General features: G+C 63.2%; 16 protein-coding genes. 6 read left to right on the top strand and 10 right to left on the bottom strand.

Features of this window, described 5'->3' with window-relative positions; genetic code table 11:
* Window positions 1-936: 936 nt before the first annotated feature.
* Window positions 937-1,866 carry a GlxA family transcriptional regulator gene (locus QX071_RS31090; protein ID WP_315703028.1) on the bottom strand — a complete coding sequence of 310 codons (930 nt, stop codon included), beginning with the start codon at window positions 1,864-1,866 and terminating at the stop codon, window positions 937-939.
* 161 nt (window positions 1,867-2,027) lie between these two features.
* On the opposite strand from QX071_RS31090, the gene QX071_RS31085 reads away from it, so the two are divergent.
* Window positions 2,028-2,864: a dienelactone hydrolase family protein gene (locus QX071_RS31085; RefSeq protein WP_315703027.1), complete on the top strand. Its 837-nt coding sequence runs from the start codon at window positions 2,028-2,030 to the stop codon at window positions 2,862-2,864.
* Window positions 2,865-3,172: 308 nt separating this feature from the next.
* On the opposite strand, the gene QX071_RS31080 is transcribed toward QX071_RS31085, so the two are convergent.
* The 3 genes from QX071_RS31080 to QX071_RS31070 all read right to left on the bottom strand — a co-directional run bounded on the left by QX071_RS31080 (window position 3,173) and on the right by QX071_RS31070 (window position 6,304).
* Window positions 3,173-4,267, bottom strand: a complete 1,095-nt coding sequence (locus QX071_RS31080; RefSeq protein ID WP_315703026.1) for an amidohydrolase family protein — start codon at window positions 4,265-4,267, stop codon at window positions 3,173-3,175.
* Between the two features lie 219 nt (window positions 4,268-4,486).
* Window positions 4,487-5,263: a cyclase family protein gene (locus QX071_RS31075; RefSeq protein ID WP_315703025.1), complete on the bottom strand. Its 777-nt coding sequence runs from the start codon at window positions 5,261-5,263 to the stop codon at window positions 4,487-4,489.
* A 51-nt stretch (window positions 5,264-5,314) separates the two neighbouring features.
* Entirely contained in the window at window positions 5,315-6,304 is a 990-nt protein-coding gene (locus QX071_RS31070) for a fumarylacetoacetate hydrolase family protein (protein ID WP_315703024.1), read from the bottom strand.
* 97 nt (window positions 6,305-6,401) lie between these two features.
* Here QX071_RS31070 and QX071_RS31065 point away from each other — a divergent pair, with 97 nt between their 5' ends.
* Genes QX071_RS31065 through QX071_RS31045 form a run of 5 tightly spaced genes read left to right on the top strand, consistent with a single transcriptional unit; the run spans window position 6,402 to window position 10,399 of the window.
* Complete coding sequence (locus QX071_RS31065; RefSeq protein WP_315703023.1) at window positions 6,402-7,355, top strand: ABC transporter substrate-binding protein; 954 nt, start codon at window positions 6,402-6,404, stop codon at window positions 7,353-7,355.
* A gap of 11 nt (window positions 7,356-7,366) precedes the next feature.
* The gene (locus tag QX071_RS31060; protein ID WP_315703022.1) at window positions 7,367-8,071 is read left to right on the top strand and encodes a GntR family transcriptional regulator; all 705 of its coding nucleotides are present in this window, start codon (window positions 7,367-7,369) and stop codon (window positions 8,069-8,071) included.
* Window positions 8,068-8,874, top strand: coding sequence for an ABC transporter ATP-binding protein (locus tag QX071_RS31055; protein ID WP_315703021.1), 807 nt, complete (start codon window positions 8,068-8,070; stop codon window positions 8,872-8,874). Before QX071_RS31060 ends, QX071_RS31055 begins: the two co-directional genes overlap by 4 nt.
* Window positions 8,871-9,635 (top strand): ABC transporter permease, encoded by a 765-nt coding sequence (locus tag QX071_RS31050; RefSeq protein ID WP_315703020.1) that lies wholly within the window; start codon window positions 8,871-8,873, stop codon window positions 9,633-9,635. Before QX071_RS31055 ends, QX071_RS31050 begins: the two co-directional genes overlap by 4 nt.
* Window positions 9,632-10,399: an ABC transporter permease gene (locus QX071_RS31045; protein ID WP_315703019.1), complete on the top strand. Its 768-nt coding sequence runs from the start codon at window positions 9,632-9,634 to the stop codon at window positions 10,397-10,399. Before QX071_RS31050 ends, QX071_RS31045 begins: the two co-directional genes overlap by 4 nt.
* 12 nt (window positions 10,400-10,411) lie before the next feature.
* Here the strand turns inward: QX071_RS31045 and QX071_RS31040 are convergent, their stop codons facing one another.
* The 6 genes from QX071_RS31040 to QX071_RS31015 form a co-directional block, all read right to left on the bottom strand.
* Window positions 10,412-11,152 (bottom strand): metallophosphoesterase family protein, encoded by a 741-nt coding sequence (locus tag QX071_RS31040; protein ID WP_315703018.1) that lies wholly within the window; start codon window positions 11,150-11,152, stop codon window positions 10,412-10,414.
* Window positions 11,153-11,233: 81 nt separating this feature from the next.
* Window positions 11,234-11,806: a GNAT family N-acetyltransferase gene (locus tag QX071_RS31035; protein ID WP_315703017.1), complete on the bottom strand. Its 573-nt coding sequence runs from the start codon at window positions 11,804-11,806 to the stop codon at window positions 11,234-11,236.
* Between the two features lie 181 nt (window positions 11,807-11,987).
* Window positions 11,988-13,247, bottom strand: coding sequence for an ABC transporter substrate-binding protein (locus QX071_RS31030; RefSeq protein ID WP_315703016.1), 1,260 nt, complete (start codon window positions 13,245-13,247; stop codon window positions 11,988-11,990).
* Window positions 13,248-13,286: 39 nt separating this feature from the next.
* Window positions 13,287-14,117 carry a carbohydrate ABC transporter permease gene (locus QX071_RS31025; protein ID WP_315703015.1) on the bottom strand — a complete coding sequence of 277 codons (831 nt, stop codon included), beginning with the start codon at window positions 14,115-14,117 and terminating at the stop codon, window positions 13,287-13,289.
* Window positions 14,114-15,004 (bottom strand): sugar ABC transporter permease, encoded by an 891-nt coding sequence (locus QX071_RS31020; protein ID WP_315703014.1) that lies wholly within the window; start codon window positions 15,002-15,004, stop codon window positions 14,114-14,116. The genes QX071_RS31025 and QX071_RS31020 overlap by 4 nt, the downstream gene beginning before the upstream one ends.
* On the bottom strand, window positions 14,991-16,145 hold the full coding sequence (locus tag QX071_RS31015) for an ABC transporter ATP-binding protein (RefSeq protein WP_315703013.1): 1,155 nt from the start codon (window positions 16,143-16,145) through the stop codon (window positions 14,991-14,993). The genes QX071_RS31020 and QX071_RS31015 overlap by 14 nt, the downstream gene beginning before the upstream one ends.
* Between the last annotated feature and the right edge of the window lie 16 nt (window positions 16,146-16,161).

The following is a 16,161-nucleotide window of genomic DNA, read 5'->3' as shown; positions in this document are numbered from 1 at the left end:
CCGCGACCGTTCGTGCGCAATCCCTCGCCAGCGAGAAGTGGTCCGCGAGTAGGTTCAAATCCTGGACGCGCAACGTCCGATAACGACATTTGCTGCAAGTTGCGATCCGACTAAACAGGCGCCTGCGTCTCATTTCGGCCCTAATCGACTGGGGTTGCAGTCAGGAGAGGGACTCGAACCCCCGACCGTCGTTCGCTTTGAAGCTCCGGCTTCGAAGAGCCGGCTGCGCAACCTTCGATGCCGGGCAAAAATTCTTCAGAAATTGCCCCAGACTAAATTAGTCTGGGGCCATTTCGGGCCTGCTCAAGAAATCGCTGATAGTTGAGATAGATGGCACGCCCGGAACGATTCGAACGTCCGCCCTACGGGACGTTGCTGAAACCGCGGGACTAAAATCAGCGTCGCGCGAAGAGCGCTTTCGGCGTCGGTCCCGCACCGAGCGGCAATCGAGCCGCCCCAAGGTCGTCCATTGGGAATTAGGTCTCTCCATTGGCATCGTGAAGGGCCACGTATCGCACGCAGGACACGAGCCTAAACTCAACCTCGCGGTAGGTCTCTCCGATTCGGGGCAGAGCCGGGTTCGATTCCGATCAGGCGATTGTGGAGTCTGGAAGGGCAGGCGTGCCGGCGGCGAGAACCCTCCTGTTTTATTTTTGTCGGCGAATACCGCGCGTCATCCTGCTGGTATTTGTGCTGGTATCGGCAGCAATTGACGACAAAAGTAGATTTAAATTCAAATGGTTATGGCTCTAGGCAATTATCGGCCAGGGGCACCATCATCGCTAAAGCCCCTCATTCGTTGGGAATGACTTGATAGCTCAATAGCCTGGTCCCGCTGTGGTAGTATCGCTGCATGGGATAAACCATGCGGGCGATGACGGGTCCGCTGCGCCGCTGATGCCTCCTGGACAAGGCGTCGCGAGCGATGGGAGACACTCAGGCTGCGGGACGGAAATGTCCGGGCGAATGTTTCGTATCACGCCGGATCAGCCGCCGAAGTGTCGAGGGCTCCGCATATCCTATCTGCTGCGCGATCTGTTCGACCGACAGGCGCGTGGTCTCAAGCAGTAGTCGCGCGGTCTCAAGCCTGATGCGCTGCACGAACTGAATCGGTGAAACGCCGCAGATCGCCGCAATTCGCCGGGCAAATGTCCGTGGCGCCAGCGCGACGGCTTCGGCGAGCTCCTCGATTGCAAAGTCACGTGCGATGTTGTCGCGCACCCATTTCTCGGCCTTGGCGATCCTTGGGTCCTGGCCCGCGAGATAGGTGATCGCCATGAACGGCGCCTGGGAGCGCCGCTCATCCAGCAGGAGATAGTTGGCGCAGGCTTTCGCCAGGCTTGGTCCGGCGAACCGACCGACGATCGCAAGCATCAGGTCCATCTGCGCCATGGCCGCGCCACCGGTTGCGATCGGCCAATCGGCGACGACCATCTGCTCCGTCAGTAGTTCGACTCCCGGATAGCGCTGCCGGAATACCGGCGCGAGCCACCATGTCGTGGTGGCCCGCCGGCCGTCGAGCAAGCCAGCTTCCGCCAGCAGGAACGTGCTCGCGCAGGACGCGGCGAGCACGGCTCCGATCCCGAACGCTCGGGTAAGCATGTCGCTCGCGCGCCGGCACGTCGGGCTCTTCAACTTTCTGTCCAGTTCGTCGGCCGACGCAGCTCCAAGACCGGGGACGATGACGAGTTCGATGCCGCGCAGATCGACGTCGCTTTTGCGGGATGCGCAACGCACCGTCGTAACCTCGAATGGCAGAGCGCGCTTCGCAGCGCTGATCCGGTTGGCGGTCGCCATGACGTCGTGGGTGATGGCCGCGCTCGAGGCCATGCACCCCTCGATCTCGACAACCGCGACTTTGGTCATGTCAAAAAAACCTCGATAAATGTCATTTTTGACACTAGCGCGCTGGCCGCGCAATCGCAACGATATCGGTGAAAACGCCGCCCCCTTGCGGCGGCTTGTCTGCAGACATCTTCGGTCCCCGGCTTCTGTCTGGTATCCATCGATCGACAAGGAATTGCGCCATGCCCAAACGGTCCATGAAGCGGGACGATCCTCTCGAGGATTTCACGCGCCGCGCCATCACGCTCGACGGCGCCACCAAGGTCGTTTACGTGGTCGGCGTAGGGCCTGCCGTCATCGTGATGACCGAGATGCCGGGCATCAGCCCCTATGTCGCGCGGTTTGCGCGCTGGGTCCGCGACGCAGGCTTCACCGTCTACATGCCGTCGTTGTTCGGCCGCGATGGCGTCGTTCCAGGCGCGGAGGAGGGCGCCGCGATCTTTCAGCGCGCCTGTGTGAGCGCCGAGTTTCGCGCCTTGGCCTCAAACGAATCCAGTCCCGCGACAAAGTGGCTCCGGTCGCTGGCGCGATTTGCGCATGGCGAGTGCGGCGGTCCCGGCGTCGGTGCCATCGGGATGTGCTTCACCGGAAACTTCGCGCTGACCATGATGCTTGAACCGTCGATGCTGGCGCCGGTGCTCTCGCAGCCGTCGCTGCCGCTGAACAATCCGGCCGGCATTGAAATCGCACCGGACGAAGTCAAAGCGATCCGCGAGCGGCTCGAGCGGGAAGATTTGACGGTGATCGCCTATCGCTTCGAGGGCGATAAGTTCTGCACGGCTCAACGTTTTTCGGCCTATGCTGAGGCGCTTGGCGATCGGTTCATCGGGCGGGTGCTTCCGGACAGCGCGGCGAATACCGATCTTGCGCCGTTCTTCGAGCGTCACGTTACGACCCCGCATAGCGTTGTCACCGCGCACCTGATCGACGCGGCAGGCCAGCCGACGATCGCGGCACGCGACGAGATCCTGGCGTTCTTCAGGTACAGGCTGGCATCTCCTCGAAGCGATCTCACTTGAGATTATATTGCTATCTCAATCACATAAGAGTTCGCAGTTTTGCTCGGAGTGGCGCACCATTCGAGCATTCGCCCTCATCCGCCGGCATCCGTTTCCTCTCAAACGCGCCGACAACGTTAAAGCAACGTTGCGCTATCGCACAATTGCCAGGCGCCTGCGTCCGACCGATGTCGTGACGAGATGGCCAGATCCTATCAACTGGTAGGGTTTTCTAGCTGCCCAGCAGGCTGGGCATAGGATCGATCCAGGCGGCTCCCCGATACTTCGTATCGCGAGCGCTGCCGTAGTTGCTAGAGCGCCATCGAGCCCTAGGCACGCAACCGCGGAATGAGACGCGTCGCATTCTCATGGCCGATGGCATCGAGGTCCTTTGCCGACAGACCGCGCTTCTGCAGTTCGGCGAACTGACCAAAGCCGAAATACGGATAGTCGGAGCCATAAGTGACCTGGGAGACCGGCACGAGCTTGAGCAGCGCCGCGATGGACGGCGCGAAGGTCGCGTTCGCGGTGTCGTAATGAAGCCGGCGCAGTTCGCCTTCGATGCCTTCCGGCGCGAATTCCTTGAGGTCGGGGCGCGCCCCATAGAACGCATTGATACGGCCGGCCATCATCGGGATCGTACCGCCGGCGTGCGAAAACAACCATTTGATGTCGCGATGGCGGGCAAACGAGCCGCTGAGCAGCAGGCTCGTCACCGTGCGCGTGGTGTCGTGCGGGACTTCGATCAGCGCAGGGAACGTACCGACGCTCAGCGCACTGCAGCAGCTCGCGACCAGCGGATGCACATAGACGACCGCCTTGCGACGGTTCAACTCCTCAAGCACGGGCTTGTAGGCCGGATTGCCCAGCCATTTGTCGCCGTAGTTGCTTTGCAGGCCGATCCCGTCAGCCTTCAGCGTGTCGAACGCATATTCGATCTCCTTGAGCGTGGCATCGATGTCCAGCATCGACAGGGTCGCGAACAGGCCGAAACGACCCGGATGGTCGCGCATCATGTCCGCCGCATATTCGTTGCAGACGCGCGCGAGCCGGCCCGCTTCCGCCGGCCCGAGGTCGAACCACACGCCAGGAGTGGAGGAGATCGACAGGACGCCTGCGCGGATGCCGTTGCGGTCCATGTCCTCGACCAGCTTCTCGCGGGTCCAGGCAACCTGACCGGGAAAGTGCGGCTGCTTGTGCGTGTCTTCGTAACCGAGCCACAGCTTCTGATATTCAGGAGGATAGAAATGAACATGGGTATCGATCAGCACCGGGCTGGTCTGTCCCTGCGTCGGAGCCGTCGGGATGGTCGAGGCGAGGCCGAGTGCTCCCAGTCCTGCGAGAAAGCCCCGTCTCGACCAGGACGGGCCGGAACAGGCCGGGCAGGAGTGAAGCCCGCGCAATGTCAGATCGCTCGTGTTCATCTTGCGTTTCTCCCGTGCTGAATTGGCAAAGGGCCGGCCGGGGCACTTGCAGAGATCATCGGTTCGATCAGCTGCAGCCCTCTAGTCAGCTCCAAGGCGGATTGTGATGGCGGAGGCCATAATGCCCTCGTCTTCTTACGGCTGGGCGACGTCGGCCGGCCCCTCACCGAGTCGTTGCAAGCGGATCGGCGCCGGAGTCCCGCGACAAGGAAAGGACTGTCAGCCTTCCATGATCGCGACAGCGCGAGTCCAACCCGCCGAAGCCCGTTCGATCTTCACCGGGAAGCACGACACCGTGAAGCCGGTCGACGGCAGCAGCTCCAGATTGTGCAGCTTCTCGAGATGGCAATAGCCGATATGGCGGCCGGCCTTGTGACCTTCCCAAATCAGGCTGGCGTCCCTGGTCTCGGCGTATTTCTTTGCGGTGTAGACAAAGGGCGCGTCCCAGCTCCAGCCGTCGGTGCCGGTCAGCCGCACGCCGCGCTCGAGCAGATACATGGTCGCCTCATAGCCCATGCCGCAGCCCGAGGTGACGTAATCCTGCCGTCCGTATTTCGCGCCGGCACTGGTATTGACGACGACAATCTCCAGCGGCTTCAGCTCATGGCCGATGCGCTTGAGTTCGGCCTCGACATCCTGCGCCGTGGCGACATAGCCGTCCGGAAAGTGACGGAAGTCGAGCTTCACGCCAGGCTGCAGACACCAGTCCAGCGGGACCTCGTCGATGGTCCAGGCGCGCTCGCCACGGTTCATCGTGGGGTGGAAGTGCCAGGGCGCATCGAGATGCGTGCCGTTGTGGGTCGAGAGGCTCACCTGTTCGACCGCCCAACCCTGCCCGTCCGGCAGATCCTGCGCCTTCAGACCATCGAAGAACTGCAACATGCGAGGCAGGCCCTGCTGATGATCGATGTAGTGAATGGTCGGGTGGCCACCGGGGGGATCGGCCGGCACGTCGTTTTGCAGGGGGACGGAGATATCGATCAGTTTGCGCGCCATGGCATTTCCTCATGTTGTCTTATTATTAGTATTTGTTCGTATTGGGCAGATCTAGACGTCCTGCCGCTCGACCCTGTTCTTCAGGATGCCGATCTTCTCGACCTCGAGCTCGATCGTATCGCCGTGTTCGAGATACCATCCGAGCTCGAGCCCGCAGCCATTGCCGACGGTGCCGGAGCCGATGAACTCGCCCGGCATCAGCGTCTCGTCCTCCGTGACGTGGGCAATGATCTCCTCGAATGAGAACAGCATGCCATCGGTCACGCCTTTGGAGCGGATCTCGCCGTTGACCCGGGCTTCCATCTTGAGCCTGTAAGGATCGCCGATCTCGTCGGGCGTCACGATCCACGGTCCGATCACGTTGCCACCATCGAAGCTCTTGCCCTTGGCCGGGCCGAGCCTTCCCTCCATCTCGATCCGCTGCGCGTCGCGCGCGGAGAAATCGTTGAAGATGGTGTAGCCGAAGATGTGGTCCTTGGCCTTCGCCGCGGAAATGTTCGCCCCCTTGTTCTTGGTAACGATCCCGAACTCGAGCTCGTAGTCCATCACCTTGCTGTAGCGCGGCCATTTCACCGTCGTGTTGGTCCCACGCACGCTGAAGCGGTTCGTGATGTAGAAGATCGGCTGTTTGCGATAGATCTCAGGCAATTCGCCGAGCGGCTCCGCATCAATACGGGCCAGTTCGGTCATGTCTCCCCTCGCGCGCGCCGCCAGCTTGCGCTGCCCACGTGGCGCCTGGAGGATGTGCAGCGGAAATGACATGCCATCGCGCATCTGCCGCGGCTCCGGCAACGGCGCGAGAATATCCACTGCACCAACCGCCACCGAGAGCGTCGCGTCCGCGCCGTGCTTTTCAAACAGCGCCGCGGCCTGGTCAAGCGCGTGCGGACCAGCGTCGATCAACGCCAGCATCGAGGCGAAAGCGGGATCGCCCGGACCTTCCCTAAGGGCGGCTTCGGCGAGATCGAACACCTGACTGTCACGCGCATGGACGAGACCGACCTTGTCCTGGCCGGCCGATCGGTACGTTGCGAGCTTCACCCTCGGCACCCCTTGTTCTCTACGTAAATATATGATCAAAGAAAATATCGATAAACAAGACTTAAAAATATGAAATCGGGAGAGCGCGGTGAGGCGGATGCTGTTGAGGCAGACTTTGATGAGGGTCGCGCTCGGTCACGGCGTTTTTATTGCGGCTTTTGGTGCCTTGACCGGGGCAGCCCTGGCTCAGGCAAAGATTCAAATCGGCTGTACGGCCACGTCTGATTGCGCGTCCGCCATGGTTGCCGTCGACGAGGGCATTTTCAAAAAGCACGGGCTGGACGTCGAGATGACACCGATTGCGATCAACTCGAACATTCCGGCGGCGATCCTGTCCGACTCGATCCAGGTCGGCGGGCCGACCTCCACCGTCTTCCTGCAGGCTGTCGATGGCGGCCTCGACCTCATCGCAATCGCGGGCGCCTCGGTCATGAGTCCGACATCGAACGCCGCCATCACCGCCTTCGTCCGTAACGGCATCACCATCAATGAGCCGAAGGATTTCGTCGGCAAGAAGGTTGGGGCGCCCGGCCTCAACGCCTTCCTGCACGTCCTGTTCGTGAAATGGCTCGTGGAGAAAGGCGTTGATCCGAAGAGCGTCAACTTCGTCGAGGTGACCTTTCCGACCATGGCCGACATCATCAAGTCCGGCGGCGTCGACGCGGTGCTCACGGCCGAGCCTTTCGTCACCCGCATGACCAACGCCGGACTCGGCTCGATCGGCGCGCGCTATGCGGTCGATCTCGCCCGCGCCGATCCGATCATCTTCTATGCGGCATCGCGCGAATGGGCCGAGAAGAATGCGGCAACGGTTGCTAAGTTCCGCGAAGCGATTGCGGAAGCCGCGGCGATCGTCAACGGCGACCGTGAGAAGGCCTCCGCCTCGATCGCCAAATTTACCAAACAACCGCTCGATCTCGTCAGGGCGACACCGCCGAACCACTCCGAGCCGAAACTGAAGCCGGAAGATCTCGCCTGGTGGATCGAAGTCATGGCGTCGCAAAAGATGCTGCAATCCAAACTTGATGTCAGAAAGCTGGTGCTGAACTGAAGGCTCCCTCGATGCCGGTTTCCGAACGCGCGCTCAACCGTCCTGTGGCCGAAGGCGGCACGCTGAGCGAGCGCGCAGCCTCTCTCATCGAACAGGACATCCTCGCGGGACATCTCCCGCCAGGGTCGCGCCTCGGCATCGTCGAGCTGGTGCAGCGCTACGAGATCGGCGCCACGCCGCTGCGCGAAGGCCTCTCGCGGCTGATGTCACGCGGGTTGATCGTCGGCATCGGCCAGCGTGGGTTTCGCGTCGCCGAGATCAGCCGCGAAGATCTCGCCGACATCACCTGCATGCGTACGGCGATCGAGATCGCCGCGGTTCGGCTTGCCATCAAGCGCGGCGACGACGCCTGGGAGGCCGGCATCCTGAGTGCGCTGCATCAGATGCGCCGCCATATCGAGCGAACCGGAAACGAATTCCGCGAAGGCGCCGCCGACTTCGACCGGCTGCACAAGGGCTTTCACACCTCCCTGCTGGCGGCCTGCGGCTCGCAGCGGATGCTCGCCGCCCATTCCGACCTCTACGACCAAGCCTACCGCTACCGCCGCGTGATGATGCGCGCGATCGCGAGCGGCGAAGATTTCATCCATAGTCACCAGATGCTCGCCGATCGCGTGCTCGCGCGCGACGTTGCCGCCGCGCAAATGATGCTGGAGGCGCATCTGCGCTCGACCATCGACTTCGTGTATCCGTCAAGCGACGAGGGGCAATCATGAGCGTCCTTACAAGCCTGGACGAGGCGCGCGCATGGCGGCGCCAGAAGCCCCTGATCGCGTTCGATGGCGCGACGCTCCGGCTCGGCGGCAAGACCATTATCGAGAAGCTGCGCCTTGAGGTCCGCCCAGGCGAATTCCTGTGCATCGTCGGGGCCTCCGGCTGCGGGAAGACCACGGCCCTGCGGCTCGCCGCAGGCCTCTACCGGCCGAGCGAAGGCGCCGTGACCTTCGAGGGTGAGCCGATAACCGAGCCGCGCCGCGAGGTCGCGATCGTCTTCCAGGATTACGGCAAGGCGCTGCTGCCATGGCGAACGGCTTCAGGCAATGTTTCGCTAGCGCTGGAAGCAGGCCGCGTGCCGGCCCGCGAGCGCGCCGCGCGTGTCGAAGCGCTGCTGCGCAAGGTCGGCCTGCCTGACCAAGGCTCCAAATATCCGTCCGAGATGTCGGGCGGCATGCAACAGCGGCTTCAGATCGCCCGCTGCCTCGCGCAGGAGCCAACGACGCTGTTGATGGACGAGCCGTTCGGCGCGTTGGACGCCATGACGCGCCAAGCCCTGCAGGACGAGGTCCTCTCGCTGACGCAGGCGAGCAAGACCACCGTGATCTTCGTGACCCACGATCTCGACGAAGCGATCTATCTCGGCGACCGCGTCATCGGTCTGCTGCCGCATCCGGGACGGATCGGCATAGAACTCGACGTCACCCTGCCCCGCCCGCGCGACCAGCTCGCCACCCGCGAGCATCCGGAATTCCTGCGGCTGCGGCGGCAATTGTTCGACTTCATCAAGGCGACCGAGGCATGAGTTTTGCGCGTGCCAAGCCTTTGCTGTTGCCGCTGGCGATACTGCTGGCGCTCGAAGTTTGGGCGCGCTTCACCCACCTGCAGAGCGACAGCCTCGCACCGCCGAGCGCTGTCGTCGTGGCGTTAGCCGGGGCGCTTGCCGATCTCTCGATCCCGGCCGCGACACGCGACACGCTGTTCGCGACCTTCGCGGGGCTTGCAATCGGGAGCACCATCGGGCTCGCGCTCGGCATTGCCTTCGGCATGTCGCGGCCGCTCGACCGGCTGATGGAGGTAACTATCGAGGCAATCCGACCGATCCCTTCGGTCGCCCTGCTGCCGATTGCGCTGATCGCGCTCGGCTTCGGCTACCGGATGGAGATCGTGATCGTGGCTTTCGCGTGCGTCTGGCCGATGCTGATCCTGACGCGGAGCGCGGTTCGCGGCGTCGAACCACGCCTGGTCGAGGTGTCGCGCGCCCTGCGGCTGACGGCGCTCCAGCGGATCACCAAGATCGTCATCCCGTCCGCGTTACCGCGGATTTTCGTCGCTTTCCGACTCTCGGCCGGCATCGCCCTGATCGTCGCCGTCACGGTGGAGATCGCGATCAATCCGATCGGGCTTGGTGCCGGCATCATGCTGGCCCAACAGGCGCTGCGAGCGGATCTGATGCTCGCCTATCTCGTCTGGATCGGGGTGATCGGCTACGGGCTCAACGCATTGTTGGTCACGGCCCAACTTCGTCTGTTCGGCCGTGCCGCGCTCGCCGGAGCAAACCAATGACCCCCGTCTCGATCCTCTGGCGCATCGCGAGTATTGGCGTCGCTGCTGGCTTCGTCGCGCTGTGGCAGCTCGCCGCCGATCTAAGGCTGGTCTCGCCGGTGTTCCTCCCCGGCCCCGACCGCGCCTGGGCCGCTCTGGTACGCGGCTTCACGAACGGGGATCTCGCGGGCAAGCTGGCCGGAACGCTCGAGCACATGGCCTATGGCTGGCTTGCCGCCTCGGTCGCCGGCGTTGCACTGGGCGCGCTGATCGGATCCTCGCGGTTGATGCGCACCTACGTCGCGCCGTCCCTGGAATTCTTGCGCCCCCTGCCGGTCTCGGCAGTCATTCCGATCGCGATCGCTTTGCTGGGCCTGACGCAAGGCATGGCCCTGTTTGTGATCGCCTTCGGAGCAATCTGGCCAATCATGCTCGCGACCATCCACGGTTTCGCAGCGGTCGAACCTCGCCTGTACGAGGTCGCCAGCGCGCTGCAGATGTCGCGTAGTGCGATCATTTGCAAGATCGCGCTGCCTTCGGCGCTTCCCGACATCGTTGCGGGCATGCGACTGAGCCTCACCGTCGCGCTGATCCTCTCGGTCGTGTGCGAGATCCTCGCTGGTCTCGACGGGCTGGGCCATTGGGTGCTGCTGTCAGCCCGCGCATTCCGATCCCCCGACCTATTCGCCGGCGTAATCCTGCTCGGCGCCACCGGGTATTTCACCTCGATTGCGATGTCGCTGCTCGAGCAACGCCTGCTCGTGTGGCAGGTTGCGGCGCGATGATCCTCCGCGGCTTCATCCAACGCATCCCGACGACAGCGCCTGCGCCCATTCGGGACGACCATTGGCGAGGGCGCGCGTAGATGCGGACGCCCAGTCGTAGTCCAAGGCAAGCAGTTCAACTTGCCACCTCTTGTCCCTCTTGGTGAGGAGGGCATAGCGGGCGTGCGGCGACCGATATTCGAGGTTCGCGGCAAAAGGAATGTCGGCAAATACCGGGCACCCCACGCTGCCGGGATTTAGAATAAGGCATTCGCCCGGTCCGTGAACGACGGCTTGCCGGTGGCTGTGACCGCACAAGACGACGCGCGCCGACGCCGCACCTCCCAAACGCGTTCGTACAACTTCACGACGTGCCGGCACGAGCCGGCCGTCGTCGAGCGCCTCCTCCAACAGAAACGTGCAATCGTCATCGGGCGTGCCATGGCAGGCCAGGATCCCGTCACCCAGATCGAGACGAGATGGCAGATTGTATAGCGCCTGTCGCTGCTCGGCACTCAACGCGCTCCGCGCAAACCTTCCTGCCCGCGAAAGTTTGTCCTCGGGATATTCCTCGATCCAGCGGTCATGGTTTCCGCGCACGGTGGGCAAAGCGAGCGATTCGAGGGCTTCAAAGGTCTCCTTCGGCCAGAGAGGGCTGGTGACGCAATCGCCGAGATTGACCGTCACATCGACCGCACGTTGCTTGATGTCGGCGAGCACGGCCTCCAAAGCGGCAAGGTTTCCGTGGATGTCCGAAATGACTGCCAGGCGCATCGCTTCTGCTCCGTCGATCACGATAGCCTTAGTTTAGCATCCCCGGGCTTTGCTGCCGGCGATGGATCGAGAACGCGGCAACTATGTCGCCGCGTGCGAGCTGCCCCCGGGGAGCGAGGCTGATCCAGGTCCGAGCGCTCTTTGCATCAGCACGGTGTCGACCCAGCGTCCGAGCTTGAAGCCGACGGCCGACAACGTCCCGACCGGCTGGAAGTCCAGCTTCGTATGCAAGGCGATCGACCCTGCGTTGCCGCGGTTGCCGATCACGGCGATCATCTGCCGCCAAGGCCCCGCCTCGCAGCGTGCGATGAGCGCCGTCAGGAGGGCCGTTCCGACGCCGCGCCCGTGCAGGCCATCGGCGACATAGACCGAGTTCTCGACCGTATGACGATAGGCAGGACGCGGCCGGTACGAGGTCGCGTAGCTGTATCCCGCGATTCGCCCGTCGGCCTCCGCAACGAGATAAGGCAGGCCGGCCGCCAGCACCGATGCGCGGCGCGATATCATCTCTTCGGCGCTCGGCTCGACCTCTTCGAACGTGGCGAGGCCGTTGAGGACAAAGTGGGAATAGATCGCCTGGACCTGCGCCATATCCCTTTCCTCGGCATCTCGAACAGCAACGATGTTCGCGCGCGGCGGGTCGACGATGGTCATGACAGCTCCGGGATTTTTCATTTCGTCTGGTGTTGCGATCATGTTCGATCCCGGCGGAAGCGCCCCGCCGAGATGTCATCGAATCATGCAGCAACGCGCCATCGAATAGAACGCGATTGTTCTAATGCCGCTCATAAGCCGGACTTGGACAGCCGGATTTGGACGCGACAGGCTCACCGCACTATTTCGGAAGCAACGCTTGGATCTGCGTCGCCGAACGATCGAGTGCTTCCTTGGGCGCGACGCGTCCGGCGACCACGCTCTCCATGCTGTCGTAAATCACCTGAATTGCCTTCAGGCTGTTCGAACCGGGAAAGCCGAGCCAGCGCGTCGCGCGCGGCAGCTGCGTGATCGCGGTGCGCATGTTGGGATTGTCCCGGTAGAAATTCCCGAGCATCTCGGGCGTGTCGATCGCGATCCGGTTCGAGGGCATATAGCCGATGTGGCGGACCATGATGGTCTGACCGACCGGCCCGGCCGCGAACTTGATGAACTCCCAGGCCGCCGCCTGCTTCTCCGCATCCTTGGCGAAGATCATCATCGTCGCGCCGCCGGACACAACCTTGGAGTCCGGCATCGGACTCGGGAACGGCGCCGTGCGCAACTCGAACCGGTTGCCGATCTGCTTGGTGAAGCTGTTGACGCGGGCGGACGAGCAGAAGAACAGCCCGATCCGCCCAGCGATGAAGGCCTGCGTCGCCTGCTCGTCCGTCAGGTTCTCCATGCCGCCTTGCGTGACGAGGTCGTGCAGAACCTCGAAGGTCTTCAGGCCCGCCGGCGTATCGAAGCCGACCGACTTGCCGTCGGATGACACCATCTCGCCGCCATGGGTGAACAGCAGTTCCTGCCAAAGATAATTTCCGGTCGTGGTCCACAGCAGATAGCTGCCGTCGATACCGGCTTCCTTGTTGGTGATCTTCTGCGCCAGATCCAGGACCGCGGGCCAGGTCTGAGGCAAGGCATCCGGACTGCCGCCGGCACGTTTGAGCAGATCGACATTGACATACATGATCGGGGTCGAGAGCGCGAAGGGAAGGCCATAGAGCTGGCCGTTGACGACGCCCGTCGAGACCATACCGGGGACATAGCCCTGCTTGTTCCATTCCTTCTCCGCCCCGACGAAACCATCGAGGCTGACCGCCAGCTTGCGGTCGACGAACAGGTGCATCAGGTTCGTGCCATTGAAGACGACATCGGGCATCCCGCCGGCGATCGCGCTGCGCAGCACCGCGCTCGCCGCTTCCTCGTAGTTCTTGGTCGGCGCCAGCAGCTTGATCTGGATATCGGGCCGCTTCTCGGCGAACTTCTTGACGATCTCCTCGATCGGCGCCTGGTAGAGATAAGGCTGCGGATACAATACCGAGATCTCGACCGCGGCAGCCGCCTTGACCGTCGCGACGATCGACGTCAGGGCCAGCAGGATGGACCGCATTCGTTTCATATCAAGCTCCTGTTCGGGGGTGTCGTTCGCCGGCCATGTTCATTTCGAATCGGTCCAGGTGAGACCGTCGAGAACGGTGCGCTGCGTGAGAAGAAAGGCCAGAAGCAGCGGCGCTGCGATCAGGATCGCGCCAGCCATCAGTGGACCGTTATCCGAGCCGAGCTCCTGGACCTGAAACAGCATCACGCCGAACGGCGGCGTGGCCTTGGCGCCCGACGTGATCGCGATCGACGGCCAAAGCAGGTCGTTCCAATGCGCGACGAGCGAGAGCATCACCAGCGCGCCGATCGCGGGCGCGATCATGGGAACGAGCACACGCAACAGGATCTCGAACTCGGCGAGGCCGTCGAGCCGCGCGGCTTCGATCACCTCGTCCGGAACCTGCCGGAAAGCCTGTCGAAGCAGGAAAATGCCGAGCGCCGAGATCGTCCATGGCAGCACGAGGCTCGTATACGTATCGACAAGGCCGGTTTCCGCCGCCATCACGAACAGCGGCAGCACCAGCGCCGCCGGTGGGACGACGAGCCCGACAATGACCATTCCGAAGATCAGGCCGCGGCCGCGGAAGTCGAACTTCGCCAGCGCATAGGCACAGGGGATCGCGACCGCAAGCTGGCAGATGACGATCGCAGCGCAGACGATCGCACCGTTCTCGAGGTAGTGCAGCAGCGGCGTGGCCGAGAGCGCCCGCCGATAGTTCTCGAAACCGATCCAATGGCTGGGCAGCAGATGAAAGTCCCGAGAGAACAGCTCCCCAGCCGGGAAGAACGAGATCCGTATGGCCCAGAGCATCGGCACGAGCGTCAACGCCGATGCGATGAGCAGGATACAATGGCACAGGACGGCCAGGATGCGGCGAGAGCCGATCATCGCTTGCCCCCGGCGGTCCGGCCAAGCAGCTGCACCGCGCTAAGCAGGATAACGGCGACAACGAACAGCACCGAGGCGCCGGCCGCAAGATTGGTCCGGAACAGCTGAAAGCCCTGCTGATAGATGTAGTAGAGGATCACCAGCGTCGACTTCTCCGGTCCGCCACGGGTGATGATCGCGACCGTGTCGAAGACGCGCAGCGCGCGCAACGCCGTGAACGCCAGCACGAACACCGAGATCGGTGCGAGATGCGGCAGGACCACGTGAAACAGCCGCTCGGCCATGCCGCCATTATCCAGCGCCATCGCCTCGTTCAGCTCGCGCGGAACGGATTTCAACCCCGCGAGGAAGAACAGCATCGCAAAGCCGGCTTCGCTCCAGACCCCGATCAGCGCCAGAATCGGCAGCGCCGTCGTCCGGTCCTGCAGCCAATTGCCCGGCACATAGCCCAGCGCGCGCACGAGCTGCGGGATGCCGCCGACGGCCGGGCTGAACAGCATTTGCCAGGCGACCGCCATCGCCGCCAAGGTCGCGACCGAAGGCACGAACAGGATGAGGCGGTATACGGCCGCGCCGCGGCCGCAGGATGAGATCAACAAGGCTGCGAGCAACCCGAGCGCTGCGGTCGTCGGCACCGCCATCAGGCCGTACTGAACCGTATTGGCAACCGCTTCGCGGAAGTCCGGATCGGCCAGCAACTCCCTGTAGGTGTCGAGGCCGGCGAAGTTCGGCCAGCCCGCGCCGATCTGCCAATCGGTCAAGGAAGTACCTGCCACCAGCAACAGCGGAAACAGGATCATCACGACGAGCAGCACGACGGCTGGGCCGACCAGCATGTAAGGCACGAGGTCGAGGCGTGACCGCGTCACGACATCAGGCGCGCGCATAATGCGACACCCCGAAAGGCTCGGCATCGAGACGTTCACCGGCTTCCGAAAAGAGATGAATGTCGCGCTCGGACACCGAGACCGTCACATGATCGCCGATGCCGATACGGACCGGCGCGGAGATTCGGCCGATCAGCGTCGTGCTGTCGTCCACGCTGCGGAGATGAACCAGCCCCTCGTGACCGTAGTCCTCCGTGCGGGCGATCTGATAGCCGGGCAACGCCGCCTGCGCACCCGACTTGATCTGCACATGCTCGGGCCGGAACGCCACCGTCAATCGGGTGCCCGCCGCAAGCGGACGAGGCGCGGTGAAGGTGTGAAGCCCCGCCCGCACCAGCCCATGTCCGTCGGCGACGCCCTCGATGCAATTGATGGCGGGCGAGCCGACGAACCGGGCGACATCGAGGGTCGCGGGACTGCGATAGATCGCAGCGGGGGGCGCAAACTGGGTGATGCGCCCGTTCAGCATCACGGCAACGCGATCGGAAATGGCCAGTGCTTCACCTTGGTCGTGCGTGACGAAGATGCAGGTCAGGCCGAAATTGCGCCGCAGCTCGAGAATTTCCTCGCGCGCCTGAACGCGAAGCTTCGCATCCAGGCTCGACAGCGGTTCATCCAACAGCAGCAGGCGACTCTCGCGGATGATCGCCCGGCCGATCGCCACCCGCTGCCGCTGCCCGCCGGACAGTCGCGCCGGGATCTTATCCAACTGGGTGTCGATGGCCAGCTTCTCGGCGAGGTTCGCGACCTGCCGATCGATCTCACGCTCGATCGCGCGAACGTGCCGCGACAGCCGCAGCGGACTCAACAGCCGCTGCAGCCGGGACAGGCGCCTGATCCGCAACGGAAGCGCGATGTTCTGCCGTGCCGTCAGATGCGGATAAAGCGCGAGATTCTGAAATACCATCGCGATGCCGCGCGGCCCCGGTGCGGTCGTCGTGACATCGCGTCCGTCGAGCTGGATCACGCCGCGATCCGGCTGCTCCAGCCCGGCGATGATGCGCAGCAGCGTGGACTTGCCGGACCCCGACGGCCCGAGCAGGCTGATGATCTCGCCATCCTTTACGTCGAGTGCAATATCGGAAAGGATCGTTGCGCGGCCGAACGACTTCGATACGTCGCGCACGCTCAATAGATTCATCGCACTCCTCACGGCC

Origin of the sequence: Bradyrhizobium sp. SZCCHNS1022 (genome assembly GCF_032484835.1) — a bacterium.
Taxonomy (GTDB): Bacteria; Pseudomonadota; Alphaproteobacteria; order Rhizobiales; family Xanthobacteraceae; genus Bradyrhizobium.
The sequence above is the reverse complement of the archived record's forward strand: the minus strand, read 5'-3'. Positions and strand labels throughout refer to the sequence as shown.

What these genes read in the sequence shown, in the direction of transcription:
- QX071_RS31090 (WP_315703028.1), bottom strand. Translation starts at nt 1,866, where the DNA reads ATGACCAAAGTCGCGGTTGTCGAGATCGAGGGGTGCATGGCCTCGAGC.
- QX071_RS31085 (WP_315703027.1), top strand. Translation starts at nt 2,028, where the DNA reads ATGCCCAAACGGTCCATGAAGCGGGACGATCCTCTCGAGGATTTCACG.
- QX071_RS31080 (WP_315703026.1), bottom strand. Translation starts at nt 4,267, where the DNA reads ATGAACACGAGCGATCTGACATTGCGCGGGCTTCACTCCTGCCCGGCC.
- QX071_RS31075 (WP_315703025.1), bottom strand. Translation starts at nt 5,263, where the DNA reads ATGGCGCGCAAACTGATCGATATCTCCGTCCCCCTGCAAAACGACGTG.
- QX071_RS31065 (WP_315703023.1), top strand. Translation starts at nt 6,402, where the DNA reads ATGCTGTTGAGGCAGACTTTGATGAGGGTCGCGCTCGGTCACGGCGTT.
- QX071_RS31060 (WP_315703022.1), top strand. Translation starts at nt 7,367, where the DNA reads ATGCCGGTTTCCGAACGCGCGCTCAACCGTCCTGTGGCCGAAGGCGGC.
- QX071_RS31055 (WP_315703021.1), top strand. Translation starts at nt 8,068, where the DNA reads ATGAGCGTCCTTACAAGCCTGGACGAGGCGCGCGCATGGCGGCGCCAG.
- QX071_RS31050 (WP_315703020.1), top strand. Translation starts at nt 8,871, where the DNA reads ATGAGTTTTGCGCGTGCCAAGCCTTTGCTGTTGCCGCTGGCGATACTG.
- QX071_RS31045 (WP_315703019.1), top strand. Translation starts at nt 9,632, where the DNA reads ATGACCCCCGTCTCGATCCTCTGGCGCATCGCGAGTATTGGCGTCGCT.
- QX071_RS31040 (WP_315703018.1), bottom strand. Translation starts at nt 11,152, where the DNA reads ATGCGCCTGGCAGTCATTTCGGACATCCACGGAAACCTTGCCGCTTTG.
- QX071_RS31035 (WP_315703017.1), bottom strand. Translation starts at nt 11,806, where the DNA reads ATGACCATCGTCGACCCGCCGCGCGCGAACATCGTTGCTGTTCGAGAT.
- QX071_RS31030 (WP_315703016.1), bottom strand. Translation starts at nt 13,247, where the DNA reads ATGAAACGAATGCGGTCCATCCTGCTGGCCCTGACGTCGATCGTCGCG.
- QX071_RS31025 (WP_315703015.1), bottom strand. Translation starts at nt 14,117, where the DNA reads ATGATCGGCTCTCGCCGCATCCTGGCCGTCCTGTGCCATTGTATCCTG.
- QX071_RS31020 (WP_315703014.1), bottom strand. Translation starts at nt 15,004, where the DNA reads ATGCGCGCGCCTGATGTCGTGACGCGGTCACGCCTCGACCTCGTGCCT.
- QX071_RS31015 (WP_315703013.1), bottom strand. Translation starts at nt 16,145, where the DNA reads ATGAATCTATTGAGCGTGCGCGACGTATCGAAGTCGTTCGGCCGCGCA.